This is a genomic window from Enemella evansiae, assembly GCF_004362375.1.
Lineage (GTDB): Bacteria > Actinomycetota > Actinomycetes > Propionibacteriales > Propionibacteriaceae > Enemella > Enemella evansiae.
Map to the genome: position 1 here is coordinate 577,981 of NZ_SNXA01000009.1, position 22,093 is coordinate 600,073.

Annotated in this window: 18 protein-coding genes; 11 read left to right on the top strand and 7 right to left on the bottom strand. The window is 69.8% G+C overall.

Features of this window, described 5'->3' with window-relative positions:
* The first annotated feature begins 11 nt into the window (after positions 1-11).
* The 6 genes from C8D81_RS10765 to C8D81_RS10790 all read left to right on the top strand — a co-directional run bounded on the left by C8D81_RS10765 (position 12) and on the right by C8D81_RS10790 (position 8,309).
* Positions 12-1,301 (top strand): extracellular solute-binding protein, encoded by a 1,290-nt coding sequence (locus C8D81_RS10765; protein ID WP_094404865.1) that lies wholly within the window; start codon positions 12-14, stop codon positions 1,299-1,301.
* Between the two features lie 8 nt (positions 1,302-1,309).
* Positions 1,310-2,317, top strand: a complete 1,008-nt coding sequence (locus C8D81_RS10770; protein ID WP_094404864.1) for a carbohydrate ABC transporter permease — start codon at positions 1,310-1,312, stop codon at positions 2,315-2,317.
* Entirely contained in the window at positions 2,314-3,207 is an 894-nt protein-coding gene (locus tag C8D81_RS10775) for a carbohydrate ABC transporter permease (protein ID WP_094431195.1), read from the top strand. Before C8D81_RS10770 ends, C8D81_RS10775 begins: the two co-directional genes overlap by 4 nt.
* Before the next feature lie 2 nt (positions 3,208-3,209).
* Positions 3,210-5,549, top strand: a complete 2,340-nt coding sequence (locus tag C8D81_RS10780; RefSeq protein ID WP_229119564.1) for a beta-xylosidase/alpha-l-arabinosidase — start codon at positions 3,210-3,212, stop codon at positions 5,547-5,549.
* The gene (locus C8D81_RS10785) at positions 5,546-7,111 is read left to right on the top strand and encodes a glycoside hydrolase family 43 protein (protein WP_094431196.1); all 1,566 of its coding nucleotides are present in this window, start codon (positions 5,546-5,548) and stop codon (positions 7,109-7,111) included. The genes C8D81_RS10780 and C8D81_RS10785 overlap by 4 nt, the downstream gene beginning before the upstream one ends.
* A gap of 67 nt (positions 7,112-7,178) precedes the next feature.
* The gene (locus C8D81_RS10790) at positions 7,179-8,309 is read left to right on the top strand and encodes an ROK family transcriptional regulator (RefSeq protein WP_208109215.1); all 1,131 of its coding nucleotides are present in this window, start codon (positions 7,179-7,181) and stop codon (positions 8,307-8,309) included.
* 31 nt (positions 8,310-8,340) lie between these two features.
* Here C8D81_RS10790 and C8D81_RS10795 read toward each other — a convergent pair whose 3' ends face one another.
* A complete protein-coding gene (locus tag C8D81_RS10795) occupies positions 8,341-8,892 on the bottom strand; it encodes a maleylpyruvate isomerase N-terminal domain-containing protein (RefSeq protein WP_133626040.1) in 552 nt (183 codons plus the stop codon).
* Positions 8,893-8,970: 78 nt separating this feature from the next.
* On the opposite strand from C8D81_RS10795, the gene C8D81_RS10800 reads away from it, so the two are divergent.
* The gene (locus C8D81_RS10800) at positions 8,971-9,798 is read left to right on the top strand and encodes a helix-turn-helix domain-containing protein (RefSeq protein ID WP_208109216.1); all 828 of its coding nucleotides are present in this window, start codon (positions 8,971-8,973) and stop codon (positions 9,796-9,798) included.
* 217 nt (positions 9,799-10,015) lie between these two features.
* Entirely contained in the window at positions 10,016-10,993 is a 978-nt protein-coding gene (locus C8D81_RS10805; protein WP_094357538.1) for a pirin family protein, read from the top strand.
* A gap of 59 nt (positions 10,994-11,052) precedes the next feature.
* On the opposite strand, the gene C8D81_RS10810 is transcribed toward C8D81_RS10805, so the two are convergent.
* Complete coding sequence (locus C8D81_RS10810; protein ID WP_208109217.1) at positions 11,053-12,285, bottom strand: nucleotide disphospho-sugar-binding domain-containing protein; 1,233 nt, start codon at positions 12,283-12,285, stop codon at positions 11,053-11,055.
* A 28-nt stretch (positions 12,286-12,313) separates the two neighbouring features.
* A complete protein-coding gene (locus C8D81_RS10815) occupies positions 12,314-13,078 on the bottom strand; it encodes an alpha/beta hydrolase (protein ID WP_133626041.1) in 765 nt (254 codons plus the stop codon).
* A 47-nt stretch (positions 13,079-13,125) separates the two neighbouring features.
* Between C8D81_RS10815 and C8D81_RS10820 the strand changes: the two genes are divergently transcribed.
* From C8D81_RS10820 to C8D81_RS10830, 3 genes are all read left to right on the top strand, one after another.
* On the top strand, positions 13,126-13,602 hold the full coding sequence (locus tag C8D81_RS10820) for an SRPBCC family protein (RefSeq protein ID WP_133626042.1): 477 nt from the start codon (positions 13,126-13,128) through the stop codon (positions 13,600-13,602).
* Positions 13,603-13,663: 61 nt separating this feature from the next.
* A complete protein-coding gene (locus C8D81_RS10825) occupies positions 13,664-16,090 on the top strand; it encodes an ATP-binding protein (protein WP_133626043.1) in 2,427 nt (808 codons plus the stop codon).
* Positions 16,083-16,460 carry a hypothetical protein gene (locus C8D81_RS10830; RefSeq protein ID WP_133626044.1) on the top strand — a complete coding sequence of 126 codons (378 nt, stop codon included), beginning with the start codon at positions 16,083-16,085 and terminating at the stop codon, positions 16,458-16,460. Before C8D81_RS10825 ends, C8D81_RS10830 begins: the two co-directional genes overlap by 8 nt.
* Here the strand turns inward: C8D81_RS10830 and C8D81_RS10835 are convergent.
* From C8D81_RS10835 to C8D81_RS10845, 4 genes are all read right to left on the bottom strand, one after another.
* Positions 16,442-16,759, bottom strand: coding sequence for a hypothetical protein (locus C8D81_RS10835; RefSeq protein ID WP_133626045.1), 318 nt, complete (start codon positions 16,757-16,759; stop codon positions 16,442-16,444). The genes C8D81_RS10830 and C8D81_RS10835 overlap by 19 nt on opposite strands.
* 414 nt (positions 16,760-17,173) lie before the next feature.
* A complete protein-coding gene (locus C8D81_RS21850) occupies positions 17,174-19,954 on the bottom strand; it encodes a helix-turn-helix transcriptional regulator (protein ID WP_166646764.1) in 2,781 nt (926 codons plus the stop codon).
* An 83-nt stretch (positions 19,955-20,037) separates the two neighbouring features.
* Complete coding sequence (locus C8D81_RS20895; protein WP_094404855.1) at positions 20,038-20,238, bottom strand: hypothetical protein; 201 nt, start codon at positions 20,236-20,238, stop codon at positions 20,038-20,040.
* 105 nt (positions 20,239-20,343) lie between these two features.
* A complete protein-coding gene (locus C8D81_RS10845) occupies positions 20,344-22,083 on the bottom strand; it encodes an IlvD/Edd family dehydratase (RefSeq protein WP_133626047.1) in 1,740 nt (579 codons plus the stop codon).
* Positions 22,084-22,093: the final 10 nt, after the last annotated feature.

A 22,093-nucleotide genomic window follows, 5' to 3' on the forward strand; every position in this document is an offset into this window, starting at 1 on the left:
GGGAACACAGCATGAAGATCCGCAAAGCCCTGGCCGCCGCCGTTGGCCTGACATTCCTGGGAACGATCGCGCTCGCCGGCTGTTCCGGCGGCTCCGAGGGAGGTGACGGCGGCAAGCAGGAGCTGACCGTGTGGCAGAACTCGAGCACCGGAGCCGGCAGGCAGTTCTGGACCGATGCGGCCGCGGCATTCCAGGCGGCCAACCCCGATGTCACGGTCACGGTCACCTCGATCCAGAACGAGGACATGGACGGCAAGCTGCAGACCGCGGTCAACTCGGGTGACATGCCCGATGTCTTCATGGCGCGCGGCGGCAGCAAGCTCGCCGATGTCGTGGCCGCGGGCCAGGTCAAGGATCTGAGCGGCAAGATCGACCCGGCCATCGAAAGTGCGATCGGCGAGGCCGCCCTCAGCGCTTTCACGGTGGACGGCAAGGTCTACGGCGTACCCACCGCGGTGCTGCCCGGCGGCATCTTCTACAGCAAGGACCTGTTCGCCAAGGCGGGCATCACCGAGCCCCCGAAGACGATGGCCGATCTCGAGGCCGCCGTCGGCAAGCTCAAGGCCACCGGCGTCGCACCCATCGCCCTCGGTGCGAAGGACGCCTGGCCGGCCGCGCACTGGTACTACTTCTTCGCGGTCCGCGCCTGCGGCAAGGACGTCATCACCAACCTGGCGACCACCAAGGACTTCAAGAACCCCTGCTGGATGACCGCGGCGAACAACCTGCAGAAGTTCGCCCAGGTCCAGCCTTTCAACGAGGGCTTCCTGACCACCTCGGCCCAGCAGGGTGCGAACTCCTCGGCCGGTCTGCTCGCGAACCACAAGGCGTCGATGGAGCTGATGGGCGGCTGGGAGCCGGGCGTGGTCGCCAACCTGACACCGGATCAGAAGCCGCTGGCGGATCTGGACTGGTTCCCGTTCCCCGAGGTCGCCGGCGGCCAGGGCGAGCCCGGCGCGATGATGGGTGGACTGGACGGCTACTCCTGCTCCAAGGAGTCACCGTCGTCCTGCGAGAAGTTCCTCAACTTCGTCGCGTCGAAGCAGTGGCAGGAGAAGTACGCCCAGGCGTTCCAGACCATCCCGGCCAACCAGGACGCCAAGGGCGCGGTCGACAACCCCTCGTTGAAGCCCCTCATGGAGGCCTACGGTGAGGCGCCCTATGTCGCACTCTGGCTCGACACCGCCCTGGGGCAGAACGTCGGCAACGCGCTGAACACCGGCGTGGTCGAGATGCTGGCCGGGCGGGGCACCCCGGAGAGTCTGGTCCAGAAGATGACCACCGCTGCGGCACGGGGCTGAGCAAGAGCATGACTGGCACCCAGGTGATGACCGGGGCCGCGCCGGAGAGCGACCGTCGCGCCGGGACCGGGCCCGCCCCGGCCCCGGTGCGACGAGCCCGCGCCGACTGGCGCAAGCGCGGTGAGATCGCACTGCTCTCCGGACCCGCCCTGCTGATGTTCGTCGGATTCGTGATCCTGCCCGTGGCGATGGCATCGGTCTACGGCTTCTTCAGATGGAACGGGTTCGGCCTGCCGACCCAGTTCGTCGGCCTCGACAACTACGTCAACATGTGGCAGGACGACACGTTCCGCGCCGCGGTCACGCACAACTTCGCGATCGTCGTGCTCTCGTTGGTCCTGCAGGGCCCGATCGCGATCGGTTTCGCCCTGCTGCTGAATCAGAAGTTCCGCGGGCAGTCACTGGTCCGCATGTTGATCTTCGTGCCCTACGTGGTCTCCGAGGTCATCGTCGGCACGGGCTGGAACCTCATGATGCAGGACGCGGGCGCGGTCAACTCGCTGCTCGGCAAGCTCGGACTCGGCTTCCTCCAGCAGTCCTGGCTCGCGGACCCGAAGCTCGCGCTGTGGACGCTGATGATCATCATCACCTGGAAGTACATCGGCTTCGCGGTCATCCTCATGCTCGCCGGGATGCAGTCCATCCCCGAAGAACTCCACGAGGCCGCGGCGATCGACGGTGCCGGGTTCTGGCAGACCCAGCGCAACATCACCCTGCCGCTGCTGGGCCCGACGATCCGCATCTGGGCCTTCCTGTCGATCATCGGTTCCCTGCAGCTCTTCGACCTGGTCAACATCATCTGGGGCCAGTACATCGCCGCCACGGCCGGCACCTCGACGATGGCGACCTACATGTATCAGAACGGGCATCTCGCCGGCAGCTACGGCTTCGGCAACGCGGTCGCCGTGATGCTCTTCCTGATCTCGCTCGTCGTCGGTCTGATCTATCAGCGATTCGTGCTGCGGCGCGACACCGATGGCGCACTGACCGGTGACAAGGGGAAGGGCCGCCGATGACCAACGACACTCTCGCCACCACGGCGCCCGGGCGGCCGCGTGATCGCCGGGCCACCGTCCGCGGCTCGAACAAGGCCCCCTGGGGGAGCCCCGGGTTGTACCTGATCGCGATCGTGCTCGTGACGATCTGCATCACGCCGGTGCTCTACATCATCATCGGCGGCTTCCGCACCAACTCGCAGATCACCCAGGATCCGTCCGGTTTCCCGGCGCCCTGGCAGGTCACCAACTACTCCGACGTGCTGGCCGGCTCCGAGTTCTGGACCGCCCTGGTCAACTCGACCATCGTGGGGATCGGCACGACCGCCGGCGCCGTGGTGCTCGGCGTGATGGCGGCGTATGTGCTCGCCCGGTACGAGTTCGCGGCCAAACCGGTGATGTACGCGGTGTTCGCCGCGGGGCTGATGTTCCCGGTCACCGTCGCGATCACCCCGTTGTACCTGCTGATCCGCAACCTCGGCCTGGTGAACAGCCTGGCCGGGATCATCGTGCCGCAGATCACGTTCGCCCTGCCCGCCACGATCATCATCCTGGTGCCGTTCCTGAAGGCGATCCCCAAGGAGCTGGAGGAGGCGGCGGCCGTCGACGGCGCCTCCCGCCTCGGCTTCTTCTGGCGGATGGTGATCCCGCTGAGCCTGCCGGGGGTCGTCACCGTCGGCATCCTCGCCTTCGTCGGCTCGTGGAACGGCTACATGCTGCCGCTGTTCATCCTCAACGACCCGAGCCTGTTCACCCTGCCCCTGGGTGTGCAGAACTTCTCCTCGCAGTACTCGGTCGACACCGCCCGCGTGCTCGCGTACACCTCGCTGTCGATGCTGCCCGCGCTCCTCTTCTTCGGCCTCTTCGAACGCCGCATCGTTGGCGGCCTGACCGGCGCGGTGAAAGGTTGAGCATGACCTCGGACACGACCATGAAGCCCGCCGCCACGGAGGACATCCCGGCCTTCCCGATCGCCTCGGAGCGGGTCGGCGAGCTGCTGGCACGGATGACGCTCGAGGAGAAGGCCGCCCAACTCGTGGGGTACTGGCTCGATCAGGGCGGTGAGGTGGTGGCGCCCCTGCAGGACGAGATGGCGGCCGCCGGTCGCCAGGACACGCTCACCGAGGTGACCCGCGACGGCATCGGCCACTACACCCGCGTCTACGGCACCCGACCCGTCGAACCCGCGGAGCGCGCGGCCTGGCTCTGGGCGGAGCAGCGTCGGCTGAAGCGCGAGACGCGCCTCGGCATCCCCGCACTCGTGCACGAGGAGTGCCTGACGGGGCTGGCGGCGTGGCAGGCCGCGACGTTCCCGACGCCACTGGCCTGGGGCGCCTCCTTCGACCCCGAGCTGGTCGCCGAGATGGGGGCGCTCATCGGGGAGTCGATGCGGACCCTCGGCATCCACCAGGGTCTCGCCCCCGTGCTCGACGTCGTCCGCGATCCCCGGTGGGGACGGGTCGACGAATGCATCGGCGAGGACCCCTACCTGGTGGGAACCGTGGGTACCGCCTACGTCCAGGGCCTGCAGTCCACCGGCCTGCATGCAACGCTCAAGCACTTCCTCGGCTACTCGGGCTCGCGCGCGGGCCGCAACCACGCCCCCGTGTCCGCGGGGCCGCGCGAGGTCGCCGACGTCTTCCTGCCACCGTTCGAGATGGCGATCCGGGACGGCGGCGTACGCAGCGTCATGAACAGCTACGCCGAGATCGACGGCGTACCGGTCGCCTCCGACCCGGCGCTGCTCACCGACCTGCTCCGGGAACGACTCGGGTTCGACGGTGTCGTGGTGGCCGACTACTTCGCGATCGCGTTCCTGGAGGTGATGCACGCGGTCGCGGCCGACCGGGGTGCGGCAGCCGAGCTCGCACTGCGGGCCGGGATCGACGTGGAGCTGCCCTCCGGTGACGCATACCTCGAACCGCTGATCGAGCGGGTCCGGACCGGCACCCTCGACGAGGCGTACCTGGACCGCGCCGTGATCCGCGTACTCACCCAGAAGGAGCAGTTGGGGCTTCTGGACCCGGACGCCTTCGAGGACGATGCCCCCACCGCCGTCGATCTCGATACCCCGCGGCACCGATCCGTCGCGCGCCAGCTGGCGGTGGAATCGCTGGTGCTGCTGTCGAACGATGGCGTCCTGCCGCTGCCGGCGACCGCACGGCGGATCGCGCTCCTCGGCCCCAACGCCGACCGCTCGGATGCGTTGCAGGGTTGCTATTCGTTCGCCAACCACGTGCTCGCGCACCACCCCGATCACGAGCTCGGCATCGAGATCCCCACCGTCCGCGAGGCACTCGCCGCCGCCGTCCCGGAGGCGCAGATCGTGCACGTGCGCGGGGCCGCGGTCGAGGGCACCGATCGCTCCGGCCTGGCCGAGGCCGAGCAGGCCGCCGCGGACGCCGATGTCGCGATCGTCGTGGTCGGCGACCAGGCCGGTCTCTTCGGGCGCGGCACGGTCGGCGAGGGCAACGATGTGGAATCGCTCGACCTTCCCGGTGTGCAGCGCGAGCTCGTCGAGCGCGTGGTCAGCACGGGTACGCCGGTGGTCATGGTCGTCCTCTCCGGCCGGCCCTACGCGATCGACTGGGCGCTCGACGACGGGGCAGCCCGCCCCGGGGCGGTGCTGCAGGCCTTCTTCCCGGGTGAGGAGGGCGGCCCGGCGATCGCGGACGTGCTCACCGGTGCGATCTCCCCCTCGGGGCGCCTGCCACTCGGCCTGCCGCGGTCCTCGGGCGCGCAGCCCTACAGCTATCTGCACCCCATCCTGGGCGGACCCTCCGAGGTCACCTCGACCGATCCGACACCGCTGCGGCCGTTCGGCTTCGGACTGTCATACACCCGCTTCGCCCACGAGGGCTTCGCGGTCTCGGCCGAGGCGCCCACGGACGGGGTCTTCACCGCGAGCGTCACCGTCGCCAACACCGGCCCCCGACGCGGCGCCGAGGTCGTGCAGCTCTACGGGCGGGACATGGCGGCGAGCGTCACCCGCCCGGTGGCGCAGCTGCTCGGCTACGCCCGCGTCGAACTCGATCCCGGTGAGCGGCGCACCCTCCGCTTCGAGGTGCCCGCCGCCCGGTTCGCCTTCAGTGACCGCCGCCTGAGGCGGGTCGTCGAACCGGGTGAGGTACGCGTGTGGACGGCCGCCCACGCCGAGGCGTCGGCCGCGGCGGCGCTCCCGGTCCGGCTCACCGGCGGTGTGCACGAGGTCGGTCCGGCCGACGCGCGACGGGTCACGGTGTCGAGCGCATGATCGAGGCCAGCAATCCGATCCTGCCCGGCTGCCATCCGGACCCGTCGATCTGCCGGGCGGGTGAGTGGTACTACCTCGTCAGCTCCACCTTCGAGTACCTTCCGGGCCTGCCGGTGCTGCGCTCCCGCGACCTGGTGCGGTGGGAGACGATCGGGCACGTGATCGACCGCCCCGGGATGCTCGATTTCGACGGCATCAAGTCCTCGGGCGGGCTCTATGCACCGACGATCCGGCACGGGCTCGGGCAGTTCTGGGTCGCCTGCACGCTCGTCGACGACGAGGACCCCACCCGAGGCGGCAACTTCCTGGTCACCGCGAGCGATCCGGCGGGGCCGTGGAGCGATCCGGTGATGCTCGATGTCGAGGGCATCGATCCGTCGATCGCGTTCGACGACGAGGGCCGGGTGTGGCTGCACGGCACCCGCCTCGCCGCGGAGCCGGAGTGGCACGACCAGACCGAGGTCTGGGTCCGCGAATACTCACCGGCCCGGCGCGCCCTCGTCGGCGACGAGCAGGTGATCTGGCGCGGCGCCGTACACGGCGCGGTATGGGCCGAGGGACCGCACCTGTATCAGCTCGACGGGCGCTGGTTGCTGATCGCCGCCGAGGGCGGGACGGAGTTCCACCACGCGGTCAGCGTGGCGTACGCCGACCAGATCACCGGGCCGTATGTCGGCAATCGGGCGAATCCGGTGTTCACCCATCGGCAGCTGGGGCGTACCAGCCGCGTGATCGGCGCGGGCCATGCCGACCTCGTGCAGGCGCCGGACGGCTCCTGGCTCGCGGTGATGCTGGCCATGCGCGCGGCCGACGGCCGACACTATCCGCTCGGGCGGGAGACCTTCCTCTGCCCGGTGGTGTGGGAGGACGGCTGGCCGGTGTTCGCCCCGAGTGAGGGGCGGTTGCCGGATGCGGTCCCGGTCCCGTGGGCGGTCGAGGACGCACCGCCGGGGTCCTGGCAACCGGATGACCGCATCACCGGCGTCGTCGGGCCGGCGGACCCGCGATGGACCGCGCTGCGCGCGCTGCCCGCCGAGGTCGCGGTCGTCGAGGGCGACGCCTGGCACCTTCCCGTGCGTACGGCATCGCTGCACGAGGCGTCGACCCCCGCGTTCCTGGGACTGCGCCAGCAGCATGCCGACGTCGACGTGCGCTGCACGCTGGACGTGCGCGAACTCGCCATGCAGGAGAGCGCGGGCCTGGTGCTGCGGCAGTCCGAACGGGACCACGTCGCCGTCATCGTCACCCGCGCACCCGACGGGCTGCGCCTCTGGGCCGAGCACTGCCGCCGCGGAGAGCAGCAGCGACGCGATCTCGGCGCGCTGCCCGAGGCTGACGAGGTGGAGCTGGCCCTACGCGGACGCGGCTACGACTACACCCTGCGGTGCGGGGAGGTCGAGGTGATCACCGCGGACGGGCGGGACCTGGACGCGTCCTCCACCGGAGGCTTCCTCGGTCTGTGGATCGGTGCGTACGCCACGAGCGACGGCAATGAGCCGCGCGGTGACGTGCGCATCACCCGATTCACCTACGCGCCTGCACAGGCCGGCGGCGATCGCTAGTCTGAGGTCCCCACCGCGTGCCGGAAGCGAGAGACGCATGAGCCAACGCGCCACAACCGTCGAAGGGGTGCGGCGCACGAATCTCGCCGAGGTACTGCGCCTGGTGCACCATTCGGGCCCCCGCTCACGGGCGGTCATCACCGGGGAGACCGGGCTGAACCGCTCCACCGTGTCGGATCTCGTCGGTCGACTGGTCGCGGCGGGGCTCGTCGAGGAGCACGAGCCCGATCCGACGCGTCGCGTCGGGCGCCCCTCGCCGGTGGTCGCGCCCAGTTCCGATGTGGTCGCGATCGGCGTCAACCCCGAGATCGACGCCGTCGAGATCGGTGCGGTCTCGCTGGGCGGTGCGGTGCGGGAGCGGGTACGCATTCCCGTCGACGGACCGGATGTCGCGGACGTCGTCGACATCGTGGTACGCGTGGTGGCGGGTTGGCGCGACGACGAGCTGCGCGGGAGCCACGTGGAAGGCGTCGGCCTGGCGGTGCCCGGCCTGGTGCGCGCCTCGGACGGCCTCGTGCGGTTGGCCCCACATCTCGAGTGGCGTGATGCCGACATCGCCGGACCCCTCGGCGCGCGGCTGGGACTCGAGGTCGTCGTGGGCAACGACGCCTCGCTCGGTGCCCGCGCCGAGCGGTTGTTCGGCGCCGCCCGGGAGCACCAGGACGTGGTGTACCTCAACGGTGGCGCCAGCGGCATCGGTGGCGGCCTCATCCTGCACGGCACCCTCATCGGCGGTGTCGGTGGATATGCCGGCGAGTGGGGGCAGACCTCGGCGAGCGTGTCCGACGCCGCGGATCGGCGCGCCGACGGTGGCGTGCTGGAGGACGAGGTGAACCGCGCGCGGCTCGTGCACGCGGTGGGACTCACCGCACCCGACGACGAACAGTTGCGCGCCGCGCTCACCGCTCCTCCGTCGGGGCGGGTGGTGGCCGAGGTCGCGCGGCAGCGGCGAATCCTCACCGCCACCCTCGGCAATGCCGTGAACGTGTTGAACCCGTCGATGATCGTGCTGGGCGGTTTCCTCGGGATCCTGCGGGATCTGGATCCGGAGGCCTTCGACGAGGAGGTGCGCCGGCGCGCGCTCGCCGCATCCGCCGAGGGGTTGGAGATCTCCACCGCCGCGCTCGGTGCGGACCGGTTGCTGATCGGCGCCGCCGACGCCGCCTTCGAACGGTTGCTGGCGGACCCGCTGGGGTGACGCGCCGACGGTGGACGAACCGTCCCGTCGGTCAGCCGGCCCGACCGGTCCGCGCGAGCACGCGTGCCTGCCGGGTCGCCCCCTCGGGCGCGGTCAGCGGACCGCTGAAGACTCCGGGGGCGTACGCATGCTCCCCGAACCCGTCGATCGAGGCGTTCAACCGGTCCAGCTCGGCGTCGGTGAACGGCTCCTGCACCCCCTGGGAGGCGGCCAGATCCCAGCGGTGCACGATCAGGTCGAAGCCATAGAAGCTGCCCAGCGAGGCGCCGATCGTGGTCTCACCGAAGGCACCGGTGTAGCGGCGCTCGGCCACGGTGTCATCGGCCAGCAACGCCCGGACCGCGGTCTCGTGGGCCACCCACCGGGCGGCCGGATCCTCAATGCTGGTGTCGATCGCGGCCAGTTCGATGCCCTGGCCGCTGAGGAAGTCGCGCTCGGTGGTGATGACGTGATCCAACACGTCGGCGGCCGTCCAGCCCGCACACGGGCTGGCCGCCGTCCAGTCGGCGACCCGGTCGACGACGGCGGTGAACGGGTCGGCGACGGCGATCCAGCCCTGCTGGGCGGTCTGGGTTCCGGTCATGAGGGTGCCTCTTTCTGGTCGGTGTCGATCCCGAGGCTAGGGAGACGTGGTGGTGCGGGTCTTGATAATTTCCGACAGGTGCAGGGAAACGTGCCGCGGCGCTCCGATGACATCGAGCGCGCCCATCTGCGCGATCCGCGCGACCAGCGGTTCACCATCCATCGCTATCCGCCGGGCCCGGAGCTTTCGGGGCTGATCCGGCGCTACTGGATCCCGGTCTGGCAGGTGCCCGCCGCCGAGCGTTCGGAGCAGAAGGTGCTGCAGTATCCGATCTGCCTGGCGATCACCACCCCGGCATACTCCCGCTTCGCCGGCCCGAACCGAGGCCTGTCGATCACCGTGCTGGAAGGGAATTCCTGGGGTTTCGGGGTGATGTTCACTCCCGCGGCGGGGGCACTGCTGCTCGGCGGATCGGTGGCGAGGCTGACCGACGCGTTCATCGACCTGGACTCGGTCGAGGCGTTCGCCGGGGTGACCGAACGGCTGCTCGCGCTGATGGCACCCGATCCGCACGACGCGGTGGCCCATGCCGCGGGGCGGTCGGTGATCGAGGACCGGCTGCGCGGGCTGCTGCCGTTGGACGAGGAATCGGCACTGGTGAACGCGATCGTCGAGCGGGTGGAATCCGACGAGTCCGTGCGGAGCGTCGGCGAACTGGGCGAGGCGTTCGGGCTCGGGGAGCGTACGCTGCAGCGCCTGCTCGGCCGGCGGATCGGGCTGAGCCCGCTGTGGCTGATCCGACGACACCGGCTGCACGAGGCCGCCGATCGGCTCGGCCAGGGCATCGGTTCGCTGGCCGAGGTCGCCACCGAGCTCGGGTACGCCGACCAGGCCCACTTCTCCCGGGACTTCAAGACCGCCACCGGCTGGACCCCCGGTGAGTTCGCCCGCCTCCGCCACGGTTGAGGATCCACCGTCCAATGAGTTACCGGATGGTCGAACCCCATTCTTCTACCCCAGTGCCTGAGTAGTGACGAGCGGATGCGGGTCTGCGGGCCGCGCTCGAGCACGAGGGACGGATTCTGGGGTTTGACCGCGCGGTAACCACGCTGCCCGGCGCGGGGAATATCGTTGAACCTTCAATCGTTCGGGTAGGCGTACGCTCATCTCCAAGGAGGACACCATGCCCGCTGTTACCGCCGACACGATGACCCTGCCGCGCCTGCAGCCCGCCCGGCCCGACGAGCGCGAGCGCCGCGTGGTGTCCCTGACCAGGGGCCCGAGCGGTTACGAGGGCGAGGGGTTCCCGGTTCGCCGCGCGTTCGCCGGCGCCAGCCCCAAGCTGCTCGACCCGTTCGTGCACATGGACCAGATGGGCGAGGTGGAGTACGCCCCGGGTGAGCCGCGCGGCACCGACTGGCACCCGCACCGCGGCTTCGAGACCGTCACCTACATGATCGACGGCCGATTCCAGCACCAGGACAGCCACGGCGGCGGCGGGATGATCGAGAACGGCGCCACCCAGTGGATGACCGCCGGTTCCGGTGTCCTGCACATCGAGACCCCGCCGGCCGCGCTGGTCGACTCCGGTGGCACCTTCCACGGCATCCAGCTCTGGGTGAACCTGCCGAAGAGCGACAAGTTCCTCAACCCGCGCTACCAGAACCTGACCGGTGATCAGGTCGGCCTGCTCGCCTCCGCCGATGCCGGTGCGCTGGTCCGGATCATCGCCGGGGAGATCGAGGGCCACCAGGGCCCCGGTTCGACGCACACGCCGATCACGATGGCGCACGCCACCATCCAGCCCGGTGCGCGGCTGTCGCTGCCCTGGCGCAAGGACTTCAACGCACTCGCCTATGTGCTGTCCGGGCGCGGAACGGTCGGCTCCGACGAGCGACCGATCTCCGAGGGCAACCTGGTCGCGCTGGCCGACGGTGACCGGATCTCCTTCGCTGCTTCGGAATCCCAGGATTCCAAGGCGCCGGCACTGGAGCTGATCCTGCTCGGTGGGCAGCCGATCAACGAGCCGGTGGTGCAGTACGGGCCGTTCGTGATGAACTCCCGCGAGGAGATCATCTCAGCGATCGAGGACTTCCAGACCGGCCGCTTCGGCCAGATCCCGGCGGACGCCCTGCGGCCCTACCACGGTCAGCACCGCTGACCCCCAACGCTCATCGAGTAGGTCGCGCAGCGACCGTGTCGAGATGAGCTGACTGGCCCTCAGCGGCGTACCCGCTCGGCCAGGAACTCGTTGATCAGCTCGGCGGCACGATCCGCGCCACCTTCGGTGCGCATCGTGCCGCCGAGGGCGACCGCCGCCCGAGTCAGCGCGGGATCGGTCACCGCTCGCTGCACCGCATCACGGAGTGCGACGGCGGGGACCGGGCGGTGCGCCAGGCTCTGCCGCAATACGGTCGCGGCCCCCTGATCGGCGAATGCCTTGCCGATAAGGAATTGCTCGACCTGCTGCGGGATCACCACCAGCGGTACGCCGGCGGCGATGCCCTCGAGCGCGCTGTTCATGCCGCCGTGGGTGACGAAGGCGGCACTGCGCGCGAGCACGGCCCGCTGCGGCACCCGGGTGCGCCAGCAGAAACTCGACGGCGCCCCCGCGACCGCGGCTGGCGGGGTGTCCCGGCCGGTGGCGATCACGACGCGGATCGGAAGGTCCCCGAGCCCATCGACGCAGGTGGCGAAGAAGTCGTCCCCGGCAGCGTGCAGGGTGCCGAGCGAGACGAGCACCACCGGCTGGTCGGTGTCGAGGAAGGCGGCCAGTTCCGGGTCGAGGTCGTCGGTGCTGCCCGGGTCGGCGGTCGGCCCGACGAACATGCAACTGTCATCGAGCCGGTCGTCGGAACCCTGCAGCGTGCGGGGCACCGGGAAGATCGTGAGGTCACCGCGCAGCGGGAGCATCGGAGTGGCGGGCACCAGGTCGGCGCCGAAGGTGCGCACGAGCGTACGCCGGGCGCGGATCGCGGCCGGCAGATTGCGCAGCGTCGGCCCGGTCTCGGCGAGCGCCTCGCGCACGCTGAGCGCCTTCACCGCACCGCTGCCGATCAGGATCGTGGTCATGAACGACACCGTCGGGAGACCCGCCAGTGCGGCCCCGATCCGCCCCCAGAGGGCATTCGAGTCATGCAGCACGGCCGCGGCGCCGCAGGACCGGGCCTGCTCCGCGACGAATGGTGCGAACTCAGCTGTCGCGGTGAGGATCTTCACGATCACCGCGACACTGCCACCGGACCGGGTCGCCGCGGCGATGTCCGCCGAGCCGAGAACACCGGCTGGATAGCCCACGAACTCGGCGCCGGTCGCGCGCAGGGCGTCGGCGAACTCCTCGGTGCCGGCGGCCACCACCGGGGTGCCGGAGCGAACCAGCCGGGTGAGCACCGGCAGCAACGGATTGACGTGCCCGGCGGCGGGCATCGTGGCGACGAACAGCGGTGCGGACACCCTCAGAGCGTACGCTCGGCCACCGGCGTCAGCGCAGATCGAGTTGCCGAGCCAGGACCGGGCCCATCCGGTCACCGAGGTCGTGCCCGACCCCAGGCGGGAACTCGTGATCCACGCGGATGCCGGCCGCGGCGTACCAGCGCTCACCGGCTTCGGCGGTGGTCACCGAGTTGAGCCGGCCGGCCGTATTGGTGTCGTCGGCGCCGACATAGAAGAACATCCGGAAATCGTTGCGCAGTTGGGGATTCAGCTCGGCGGTCTGGTCCGACGGCGGCCCACCACCGGAGAACAGCACCGCTCCCCCACCGCCGATCAGTTCCGATCGGGCCGGGATCAGCTGGCGGGTGAGGAAGTGTGCACCGCCGGAGTAGCCGACCAGCCAGATCCGGTTGCTCTCGGTGTCGTAGCGGTGCTGCAGGTCGGTGAGCAGTTCGGCGGTCCACGCCGCGTTGGCGGCGCCGTTGCGGTACCAGGTGTTGGTGCCGGTGTCGGGGGTACGCAGCAGCGCGGTCACCAGGTTGCGGCGGCGGGCCTGTTCGATGATTCCGCCTGCCCCGCCCAGGGCGGCCGACCGGGCCGGATCGGGCTCCCAGGCCCCGTCGCCGTGGAAGAACAGCAGCAGGCCGGCGGGGCGGCGTACATTCCTGGCGAAGACCAGATAGTCGGAGGCCAGCCCGGCGGAATCGGTGAAGCGGCGAGGTTTCCGGTCGTCACCGCCCGCATCGTCGGTCGGGTTGGAGCAGGCGGTGAGCAGCGCGAGGAGCCCCACCCCCAACACCGCTCGCCTGTGCACCGTTGCAGCCTAGACGGCGCGGCCTCGGGAGGTGGGAGGATCGGCCCATGGCACCGTTCAGCGCCGCGCACAGCATCCGGATCGACGTCCCGCCCGGGCGCGTGCATCCGCTGATCGACAACCTGTTTCGCTGGCCCGAGTGGTCACCGTGGGATCACGCGGATCCGGGTCTGGAGCGGCAGTTCTCCGGGGCCGAGTTCGGGATCGGGGCGGAGTACGCCTGGCAGGGGGATCGGCGCGGGGGCGCCGGGAATCTGTCGATCACCGAGAGCACGCCGTTCTGGATCACCATCGACATCCATCTGGACCGGCCCTGGCGCTCGCACAGCCGGATGCGGTTCATCGTGCTGCCCGGCAACGACCAGACCACCACCGAACTCGTCTGGACGATGACCCAGGAGACCACCGGGTTGAGCTTCCTCTCCGCCCTGTCGCTGAACATGGAGGCCGTCATCGGCACGCTGTTCAAGGAATCGCTCGGTCGGATCAAGGAGATCGCGGAGAACCCCCGGTCCGCGAGCTGACAGACCGCTAGGCTCCCAGCAGGGGGGCGTACCTCGGCCCCCTTGGCAGCCAGGAGGCCAGATGAGCGTCGATCCCGGTACCGATCTGCGACAGTGGGTCACCGACCATCTCCAGGACGCCGACGAGTCCGCCGCCGCACTGGTGCGGGCGGCCTTCGACGGACCGGACGCGATCCGTCAGGCGCTCAGCGGAGATTCGCCGACACCGAGCGACCCACCTGCGCGGGACGACCTCGCGGCGGTCTGGCTGAAGCGGTTGACCGTGGAGGGTTTCCGCGGGGTGGGTGGGGCCGTCCATCTGACGCTCGACCCGATTCCGGGTCTCACCGTGATCAGTGGCCGCAACGGGTCCGGGAAGTCGTCGCTGGCCGAAGCTCTTGAGGTCGCGCTCACCGGGAAGACCCACCGCTGGGGCGACCATCGGCTGAACACCCAGTTCGACCCCGAGTGGCGCAATCTCCACACCGACGCGGAACCCGCCATCTCGTTGACTCTGACCGAGGACGCCGGCGAGGACTTCTCGATCGATGTCGCCTGGGCCGAGAACGAGACCGACAAGTCCCGATCGACCAGCACCGTGCTCCGTGCGGGTCAGATGGGTGACTTGACGCAGTTGGGCTGGGAGAACGCGCTGACGGTGTTCCGGCCGCTGCTCTCCTACGAGGAACTCGGCCAGTCATTGCTGCAGGCGAACCAGCGAGCCACCGCGAGCGCCTTCGAACGGGGACTCGGGTTGCAGCAGCTCACCGCCGCCAGCGAGGCGCTGCGCGGGGTCAGCAAGGAGGTCAAGGGTGCCGCCGGGTTGGAGAAGGAACGCCGCGACGCCCTGCGCACGTGTCTCGAACAGTCCGAGGACGAGCGTGCGGTACCGCTGTTGGCGGCCCTGCCAAAACGGTCGACCCCGAACATCGACATGGGCCCGTTCGCGGCCGCGGCCGTGGTGCGCGACGGTCCGGGTGGGACCGCGGTGCTGGATCGGATCGCCGAGATGAGCGTTCCGAATGGGGACCAGGTACGCCTGGCCGCGGCCCGGCTGCGGCAGGCGGCCGAGGGCTCACGGGCCGTGCATTCGGCCGACGATGAGCTCGACCAGCGTCGCCGGGGCCTGCTCGAACTGGCCATGGAACTCCACGATCCCCAGGGCGTCGAGGAGTGCCCGGTGTGCCGGGTCGGCACGCTCGATGCCGACTGGCGCGCGCAGACCGCAGCGGTGCTGCAGCAGACCTCGGAGCAGCAGCGTGCGGTTGCCACGGCGGACCAGGAACTGGCCGCCGCCTGGGCCGGGTTGCGCCGGCTGGTCGGTAGTACGCCGCCGGAGTTGACCCAGGATTCGGTGCCGCTGAGCAATCAGGCCGCCGCCGCAGCGGCCTGGTCGTCGTGGGCAGTGCTGCCGAACGATCCGGCCCGGGCGGCGGACCATGCGGAGCAGGGGCTGGTCGAGGTGGCCCGGTCGACCGGGGCCTGGCAGACCGAGGCGCTGGCCGAGGCCGAGCGACGCCGCGACGAGTGGCAACCGGTCGCAGAAGCACTCATCGCGTGGGTGTCGGCATTCCGCGATTACCGCACGGAATATGAACGAGGCAAGCGATTGGCGGCCGCTGAGGGCCTGATGAAGCAGGTCATGGCCGCTGCCCGAGAGCACCAGATCGGGCCGATCAGACAGCGTGCGCAGGAGATGTGGAAGATGCTGCGGCACGAGAGCAACGTCGACCTGGGTGACCTCAAACTGAGCGCGCAGAAGCTGGAGATTCCGGCCGAGGTCGACGGGGTGCAGGCTGGTGCCCTGCGGGTGATGAGCCAGGGTGAGCTGCATGCGCTGGCGTTGGCGCTCTTCCTGCCCCGGGTGGCGACCGATGCGAGCCCGTTCCGGTTCGTGGTGCTGGACGACCCGGTGCAGGCGATGGACCCGGCGAAGGTCGAGGGACTGCTGGATGTGCTGCTGTCGTTGGCCAGGACCCGCCAGGTGGTGGTGTTCTCCCACGACGACCGGCTGGCCGCCGCCGCGCGCCGAAGGATGTTGAGCAGTGCCGCGACCATCAAACTGATCCAGGTCGAGCGGGGTGCGCGATCCCGCGTCACGGTTCGCGGTGCGGAGGACCCCGCGCGGGTGTACGTCGCCGAAGCGGGCGCGTTGCTGAAGGATCGCCGGCTGCCGGACAGGTTGAAGGAGCGGGTGGCCGGCGGGCTGTTCCGGATGGCGATCGAAGCCGCCGCACGTGATCGATGGTTCATCCTGGGCAGGAAGGTCGGGCTCGGTCGCACCGAGGTGGAGCAGCGCTGGGATGCGCGGCGGACGACCGCGGACCGGGTCGCGCTTGCGCTCGGGCTGGACGACTGTTTCGCCTGGTACGACACCGGCCCCCACCGCCGACGGGCGATCACCGCGGCCAACAGGGGGCAACACGAGGCGCTGGCGGCCTCCCGGTTGGAGGATCTGCGCCGGGATGTCGAGTCGACCGTCGATGATCTGCGAGCCCGCGATGCGTGACCATCAGGCTCTGCTGACCGCGGCCGGGCAGCTGGTTGACGGTGGTGGTCCGCGGCACATGCACATGGCCTGCTGGCTGGGCCGCCAGGCATTCGAGGTGCTGTTGTCGGATTTCGCGGACGAGGTCGCACCAGGCCTGCAATGCAGTACGCGCAGCCGACTGGCGGTGGTGATCGTCGGTTTCGAGGGCACCGAGCTGCCGCAACGCGCCGTCTCAGCGTGGGCGAATCTCTCGCACGCGAGCCATCTGGCGGCGTACGAACTCGCCCCGACCCAGGCCGAGGTACGCGGCTGGCTGGACGACGTGCACCTCCTCGCCGACATGCACGTCCGCCTGGGGCTCAGTGACAATCAGCTGCCGGGAAGCTGAGCGTCACACTCCGAGTTCGCGCGTTCGTCGACAGCGTGTTCAAGCGCAGCGACGAAGCCGTCGAGGATCTCCTGCAGCAGGCGAGCCTTGCGCAACGCGTTGGCGACGTCGCGGTCGTGGTACACGTCGAAGTCGAGCGTGGCCGACCGACGGCAGTCGGCGATGGTCAACTGGGCGCAGACATCGGGGCGCTCACCCCGATTGCCGGGCTCCAACTCCACTTCGGCGACCACGTAGGCATTGGCGTGATGTCCACGACGGTTGAGAAAACGACGACGATAGAAAAGGCTGCGCGCCATTTCGTATCTCCAATCCGGAACTACTCCCGCCCGGATGGGCGGGATGGGAGTCTCCCCCTCGTCGTCTTCATGGCAGCAGCGTAGACCGGCCGGGACCGGTCAGCCACCGGTTTATGGACCAACGGGTTGATGGCGGAACGGCCGCGGGTCACCGAAAGGTCAAACCCCAGAATCGGCCTCTCGTTCGGCGCCGTGGACCGCAGACCCGCATGCGCTCGTCCCCGCTCGACCACTGGCGCTGGATTCTGGGGTTCGACCACTCGTTCGGGTGCCTCATCTCGACACGCTCGCTGCGCGAGCTACTCGATGAGCGTGGGGGACACGCTCGCTGCGCGAGCTACTCGATGAGCGGGGGGACACGCTCGCTGCGCGAGCTACTCGATGAGCGTGGGGATCCACCTGGTGGGCGTGGAGTCAGTCGACGAGTCCGCGTTCGTACGCCCAGCCGGCGGCTTCGGTGCGCGAGGAGAGGCCCAGTTTGGCCAGGATGTTCGACACGTGCACCGAGGCGGTCTTGGTGGAAACCACCAACTCCTTGCCGATCTCGCCGTTGCTCAACCCGCGGGCGACCAGCTTCAACACCTCCAGCTCGCGCGGGGTGAGGCCGCCGGGGCGTTCGGCACCGGCGGACCGGCCCCGCTCGGCGAGCGCCTCGAACCGCGGTACCCAGCGCAGCGCCCCACTCTCGCGCGCCAACCGCAGGCCCTCGGCGGCCGTCTCCGACACCCCGCTCGAGCGACCCCGGAGCTGGGCCGCGGCCAGCCCCTCCAGCAGCCGCAATCGCAACCAGAGCGGGGTACGCGGCGGATCGACCCGTAACGCATCCTGCCAGTTCTGCACACTCGGATCACCCAGCGCGCGCCAGGCCGATGACCAGACCGAGCTCATCGCCACGGTCGGCAAGCCGGCCGCCCACGACTCCAACTCCTCATCCCCGAGGCCGGCCTCCACGCCGACCAGGATCAACCGCCAGGAGTGGGTCGCGTACTCGTTGCGCATGCTGGCCCGCGTCGAGCGGATCAGGGCCGCGGCGCGATCGGGTTCGTCGCGATCCAGCCAGTACCAGGATTCCCAGAATGCGAGTTCACCAAGGAATTGCGGTTGCGCGACATCGGGGTCGAGCAGCCCGCGCAGTTCGGTGAGCCGCTCCTCAGCGAGATCGAGATCCCCGGCCAGCCAGGCCAGCTCGAGCTGCAGGGTGAGCAACTGGGTGTAGTGCGCGAACGGCGGATCGAGCGACATCGCCCGTGCGATCCGGCGACGTGCCTCGTCCAGTTCTCCCAATGAGAGCAGCGGATCTGCCAGATTCCCGGCCAGCATCGAACCGGCCGATCGTTCCAGCCCGAGACCGCGGGCCATCTGCACTCCGGCCCTGGCCACCTCCACCGATTGCTGGTACTCACCCATCTGATTCAGCAGATGCGAGAAGTTGGTGAAGTGCCGCAACTGGTTGCGCTGCGGGTTCATCGAGAGATCCGCGGTGGTCGGCAGCAGATCGGTGAACAGCGCCACCGCCTCGGTCTCCTCGCCCATCGCGCCGAGGCAGCTCGCCTGGGTGTTCAGCAGCCGATCCACGGTCACCCGGTCATCCACCGCGAGTGCCACCTCGATGCCGGCCCGGCAGAACTCCAGCCCCCGCGCGCGATCGTCGCGCAGCATCAGGATGTTCGCCACCGAGTCCAGCGCCCGGGCGCGTTGCACCGTCGGCGGATCCTCCGGGGTGAGCGCCAACGCCTCTTCGGCGATCGCCAGCGAACCGGCCCCGCCACTGAACTCCAGCGCCCGCGCCTGGGTCAACAGGCGATCCGCCCGCACCAGCGGATCCACATCGGCCGGTGTCGCCTCCAGACAGGCCGTGGCGAGCTTGAGTCCCTTCGCCGCATCGCTGAACCAGGACGCGGCGGCGGCCGCATTGGCCAGCAGCACGTCCCGGCCACCGGCAACCGCCTCCGGCTCGCTCACCCGATCCCACAGCTCGAGCGCGGTCTCCAACAGTCCCAGTCGGTCCAGATGCGCCTCACCGAGTGCGTCGGCGCGCTCCAGGCAGGCCCGGAATGCTTCATCGACGCGACCGGCGGCGAGCAGGTGCCGGGACAGATCGTGGCCCGGGAAACGCCACGTGTCGGCCCCGATCACATCCGCGTACCGACCATGCCAGCGTCCCGCCTCCCCCGGCAGCAGCTCCTCGGTGAGCACCTCGCACAGCAGGGCGTGCCGGAAGGCGTACCCGTCCTCGTCGCTCACCAGGACACCGGCGTCGAGGGCCTCGCGAAGCCTTGTGGACAAGGAATCCGGCTCACCCAGCACCTCGGCCAGCAGGTCCTCGTCGAAACGTACGCCCGCCACCGCGGCGACCCGCAGCAACCGCTGGGTCGCTTCGCTCAACCCGTGCACCCGGACCAGCAGCGCCTCGCGGAGGGTGTTCGGCAGCTTCCCGTGCCGACCGGCCACCCGCGCCATCTCCTCGGCGAAGTAGGGCACCCCCTCACTGCGCTCGACGATCCGCGCCACCATCGCCGGTGTGGCGTCCCGGGCGACACCTGTCACCAGCTCGGCGGCCGCGCCCGAATCCAGCACCCCCAGCGGGATCCGGCGTACGCCCGGTCGGCGCTGCAGCTCGGCGAGGGTGGCCCGTAACGGATGCCGGCCGGTGAGTTCGTCGCTGCGGTAGGTGGCCAGCATCAGGATCGCCGGGCTGTCGGCCAGCGTGGTGGCCAGGAACTGCAGCAGGCTGGCGGTGGACGGATCGGCCCAGTGCAGGTCCTCGATCACCACCACCAGCGGGGTTGCCGCCGCGGCCCGCTCCAGCACCGTGGCCACCGCCTCGAACTGCTGCATGGCATCGACCGCGCCGGCACCGCCGAGACCCAGCGAGGGCACCAGCCCGGCCAGCGCATCCCGACCGCCACCGGCCCACTCGATCACCCGGTCGGCACCGTGCACCGCGACCAGCCCACGCAGCACCTGACTGACCGCGGCGTACGGCATTGCCTCCGAGCCGAACATCAGGCACTGTCCGGTGACCACGGTCGCGTCGCTCAATCCCTCGGTGAACGCGCGGACCAGGGTCGTCTTGCCGATCCCGGCCTCACCGCCGAGCAGCACCAGGTGGCCGTGACCGGCGCGGGCCTCGGCCCAGAGCTCCGCCAGGGCGGCCAACTCCTCGGTACGCCCGACGACGCGGTCTCGCAGCACGGCAGCCATGTTGCCACGGCGTGGCACGTCGAAGCTGCCACGGCGTGGCACGTCCAAGCTGCCACGCCGCGGGACTGCCCTGCTCAGCGCGCCCCCGCCGGGCGATGGGCCGGCCGGCGGCCCGGGGGACGCTCCCCGTGGCCGCCGACCAGATCGTGGACGAGCCGCCGCAGCCATCCGGGACCGGTCAGCTGTCGCGCCAGCCGATCGTTGGAAGCCTCGGCCAGCAACTCGTTCTCTCGTTGATGGAACATCTGCATCTGGTAGTAGTCGCTGTTGCTCATGACTCAACACTCGTGCTGAGGCCCCGGTCCGCACATGGGGCGACTGCCCGATCTTCATCGGGTACGCCTACCTCAGATCGGCGCTGAGGCAGGCCTGAGGCACCCTCAGTGGCTGTATCGGGGCACCGCGGCGCCCCGGGTACCGCGCAGGAAGCCGAAGTCGCAGCCCTCGTCGGCCTGCAGCACCTCGCGTACATAGAGACCCTGATAGCCACCACTCATCGCCGGCTCGTGTGCCGGCAGCACCGCCATCCGGGCCGCCAATTCCTCGTCGCTGACGTGCAGGTGCAGCACCCCGGCATCGGCATCCAGCTCGATCTCGTCCCCGTCGCGGACCGCTGCCAGCGGGCCACCCGCGGCGGCCTCCGGGGCGACGTGCAGCACGACCGTGCCGTACGCCGTGCCGCTCATCCGGGCGTCGGAGACCCGGACCATGTCGGTGATCCCGCGGGCCAGGATCTTCGGTGGCAGGCCCATGTTGCCCAGCTCCGGCATCCCCGGATAACCCTTCGGACCGCAGTTCTGCAGCACCATCACGCAGTTCTCGTCGATGTCCAGATCCTCATCACCGATCCGGGCCAGATAGTCGTCGTAGTCGCTGAACACCACCGCCCGGCCGCGGTGCTTCATCAGCTCCGGGGTCGCCGCGGAGGGCTTCAGCACCGCACCCTTGGGCGCCAGGTTGCCGCGCAGGATCCGCAGGCTGCCATCGGCGACCAGGGCGTCCTCCAGCGCCCGGATGCAGGTCTCGTCATAAACCTCGGCGTGCTCGGTGTTCTGCCGCATCGTGCGCCCGTTGACGGTCAGCGCGTCCGGGTTCGGCAGCAGCCCCTGCTCATCGAGCCGCCGGATCACCGCGGGCAGCCCGCCGGCATAGTAGAAGTCCTCCATCAGCAACCTGCCGGACGGCTGCAGGTCGACGATCGTCGGCGTACCGTGCCCGACCTGGGTCCAGTCCTCCAGCTCCAGCGGTACGCCCAACCGGCCGGCGATCGCCTTCAGATGGATGACCGCATTGGTGGACCCGCCGATCGCCGCACAGACCCGGATCGCGTTCTCCAACGCCTCGCGGGTGAGCACCTTCGACAGCCGCAGATCCTCGTGCACCATCTCCACGATCCGGGAACCGGACAGGTGCGCCAGCACATAGCGGCGGGCATCCACCGCGGGGATCGCGGCATTGTGCGGCAGCGCGACACCGAGCGCCTCGGCCATGCAGGCCATCGTCGAGGCGGTGCCCATCGTGTTGCAGGTGCCGGCCGAGCGGGACTGGCTGGACTCGGCGGAGAGGAACTCCTCCATCGAGATCTTGCCGGCCTTCACGTCCTCGCTCCACTGCCAGACCATGGTGCCGGAGCCGATCGTCTCCCCGCGGTGCCGGCCGTTCAGCATCGGGCCGCCTGAGACCACGATGCTCGGCAGGTCCACCGATCCGGCGCCCATCAGCAGCGCCGGGGTCGTCTTGTCACACCCGGTGAGCAGCACCACCGCGTCCACCGGATTCCCGCGCAGCGCCTCCTCGACATCCATCGAGGCGAGGTTGCGGGTGAGCATCGCGGTGGGGCGAAGATTCGATTCTCCGTTGGAGAAGACGGGGAACTCGACCGGGAATCCACCCGCTTCCAGCACACCGCGGCGGACATGTTCGGCGAGCTTGCGGAAGTGCGCATTGCACGGGGTGAGCTCGGAGAAGGTGTTGCAGATGCCGATCACCGGTCGGCCATCGAACTCGTGCTCGGGAATGCCCTGGTTCTTCATCCAGCTCCGGTACATGAAGCCGTGCTTGTCGCGTCCACCGAACCATCCCTGTGAGCGCAGCTGGCGCTCGTCATTGTGCTCAGCCATGCACCCAACC